This is a genomic window from Succinatimonas hippei YIT 12066 (assembly GCF_000188195.1).
GTDB lineage: Bacteria > Pseudomonadota > Gammaproteobacteria > Enterobacterales > Succinivibrionaceae > Succinatimonas > Succinatimonas hippei.
The window spans coordinates 1-2,767 of sequence record NZ_GL831024.1 but is presented as its reverse complement, the minus strand read 5'-3'; the positions used below and the strand labels follow the sequence as shown (position 1 = coordinate 2,767).

The following is a 2,767-nucleotide window of genomic DNA, read 5'->3' as shown; positions in this document are numbered from 1 at the left end:
GATCAGTAAAAACTCGCAACTTTTAGGGTTAAAGTGAAATAAGTCAGACTGAGATCTTCAGGTGTTTTTTGGAGGCAAAAAAAAACGGAAACCTTAGTTTCCGAATTTCTTAGCTGCGTGGGAGAAAGACCGTCGAATAATGGCTTTAGATCAATAAATAAACAACAATATGTTAAAATTGCCCATCATTTTGTCCATCATTAAAATTACATTAAAGATAAAAATGATTGAATATAATGTTTGCAGTTATCATAACCGCATTGTATATCATTAAATCTGGTTAATACTATGAAAAAGTTCCTTATTGTATGTTCTTTGCTTGTTGCGTTTTCAGCAAGTGCTCAAATAAATATTAATGATTCATGTTTGAAATGCAGATCTGTTGCTGATGATAGTGCTTTTAAAGATTGTTTAACAAAATGCTTAAATCCTGAAGTAAAAGAAACCAAAAAGCAGTCTGTTGACGCTAAAAAAGCTGGTTGGATCTTAAAAGAAGACACTGATGAATTAACAGATAATAAAGTTAGAGCCGCTAGAAAGAAGTCAAAGCAAGGTTTTGATTACATAATGCAGCAAGTTTATCCGTCATTGGTATTTATGCAAAACAGTGACGGTAGCAAATTATTAGCGATTAGTTTTAGTCCTGCTTATGTCTTAGGAAATGGTTTTGGTGCTAATACAATTTCAGTTCGAGTCGATAAAAATGAAGCTTTTAATGTTGATGCCTCAAGTATTTGGGATAATCAAGCTTTAGCTATTGAATCAGAAGAACTGTTAGAACAAATAGTTACAGGAAAAGAGTTAATTGTTAGGACTCAAGTCATTGGAACAGGAACTAAAACCTTTAAATTTGATTTAACAGGAAGTGAGTCTGCTATTAATTGGTGTAAGTCAATTTTATAAACATGGAGATTATTGATGGCACTTATAAAATGTCCTGAATGTGGAAAAGAAGTTAGTAGTACAAGTTTTGTTTGCCCTAATTGTGGAAAAGAATTGCGCAAACCAAAAAGATCTTTTATAGGAAAAATATTTTTATGGATATTTTTCTTATTTAATATTTTTATGATTTTATGGCTTGTGGGTGGGATGTCTAATGTCGCAGATATAAAAACATCTAATGAAATTGAAGAGGCTGGTAAAGCAGTTGGGGCAGGCTTAGCATTTATGTCGATTCTGTTTATTTGGGTGTGTGGCGCTATAATAACGGGTCTTTTAGCCTTTTTTACAAGACCAAAGAGATAAAGGATTTATACCACGAATTATGAAAGATAAATTGTTATTTGTCAGTATGATGATAGTTCTTTTATGTGGTTGTGTTAATACTACATATAATGACACTGACAATATAAAAGAGAATGTATTAAGTAATTTGCAAGTTGAAACAGATGTAGTTGATAAAATAAAAAAAATTAAACTAAATCATAATCAAGTTACTATTGAAACAGCACTAAATAATTTTAGTGGGTGCAATTTTTACACTGCGAATTGGCGACAGGTCGATGAAGGTGTTTTGTTTACTTGCGAAGATCCAAAATTTTATAATGCTATATCAAAGGTAAAATTAATTAGAGAATTTGTCAATGCGGTGTCTGTAGACAATAAAAAGTTAGGAACTGGAAAATTTAATGAAATACAGATGATTAACTTTTGTATTAAATTTGGTGTGCCTTCTGATAATGAAAAACCATCAATCCTATCCGTTTATAGGAAAATTATATGGAGTGACGGGACTATAAAATATCTTCCTAGTGATATCAACACAACATTAACAGATATCTATAATAATAAATATGATATAAAATTTATAGAAGAGTTTTTACAAAATGATTCTCTAACAAGAGAGGTAGTTACAACGGCAGGTTTTATAAATGGTTTTTTAGATGGTGTATATAAGGATGATAAATTAAGTATGCCACGATAAACTTAATAAATTAAAAGGATTTATGTTTTATGAATTATCAAAAAATTTTTATTTGTGGTTTGGGATTTTTTTTATTACTTGTTAATGGATGTTCTGATGATCCCGTGCAAGTCGTAAAAAATTCTAAATTACAATACAACAATAATATAACGATTGAAACTGCATTAAATAATTTTAAGGGCTGTAAAGATGGAACCAGAAATTGGCTTAATCAGGATAAAGATAATCTTGTAATATTTTCATGTTTTGATAATGAATTTGATAGTTTAATACAATTTTTAAACACTGTTTTATCTGATACAATGGCTAAAAAAGCTACCAAAGAAAGAAATGAAGAATTTAAAAAAATTGCCAGTATCGTTTCACCTAATCTAACAATCTCATTTAAGTTATCAGATAATAAAAAAACTGTTGGAGTAGAAAATATTTATCATGAAATTACTTGGAAGGATGGGACACAGAGAGTTTTTCCTTATGATAAGAAAAAGTATGATGAATATGTTAATCAAATATATAATAATAAACCTACATTATATGGGGAAACTTTAAATAATTTAAACGAGGCAAAAAAAGAACCTCTTGGCAAATTGGCTCAAGTGATTGGTGCAGGTATGTTTTTTACTGTGCTCGAAAAAGTATATAAAAATGAAGATCTAAGAGACGTATTTACTAGCGATATTTCAACAACAGATGAAACAAAGTGATGATATTTTCATTCAGTTAAGTCATCTTTAATAATAACAAGTTGATTTAAATTAAATGAATCAATCCACTGATCTAACTGCTTTTGAAGTTTTATATTTGGAGCTGGAATATTAGTGGATTGTTTTTTGTTCACAATAG

Annotated in this window: 4 protein-coding genes; all 4 read left to right on the top strand. The window is 29.5% G+C overall.

From position 1 onward, the window contains the following. The first annotated feature begins 288 nt into the window (after nucleotides 1-288). Genes HMPREF9444_RS07040 through HMPREF9444_RS07025 form a run of 4 tightly spaced genes read left to right on the top strand, consistent with a single transcriptional unit; the run spans nucleotide 289 to nucleotide 2,628 of the window. Nucleotides 289-903, top strand: a complete 615-nt coding sequence (locus HMPREF9444_RS07040; RefSeq protein WP_009143714.1) for a hypothetical protein — start codon at nucleotides 289-291, stop codon at nucleotides 901-903. 15 nt (nucleotides 904-918) lie between these two features. After that, nucleotides 919-1,245 carry a zinc ribbon domain-containing protein gene (locus HMPREF9444_RS07035; protein WP_009143713.1) on the top strand — a complete coding sequence of 109 codons (327 nt, stop codon included), beginning with the start codon at nucleotides 919-921 and terminating at the stop codon, nucleotides 1,243-1,245. A 19-nt stretch (nucleotides 1,246-1,264) separates the two neighbouring features. Further along, entirely contained in the window at nucleotides 1,265-1,924 is a 660-nt protein-coding gene (locus HMPREF9444_RS07030) for a hypothetical protein (protein WP_009143712.1), read from the top strand. A gap of 29 nt (nucleotides 1,925-1,953) precedes the next feature. Next, nucleotides 1,954-2,628, top strand: a complete 675-nt coding sequence (locus HMPREF9444_RS07025; protein WP_009143711.1) for a hypothetical protein — start codon at nucleotides 1,954-1,956, stop codon at nucleotides 2,626-2,628. The last annotated feature ends 139 nt before the right edge of the window (nucleotides 2,629-2,767 follow it).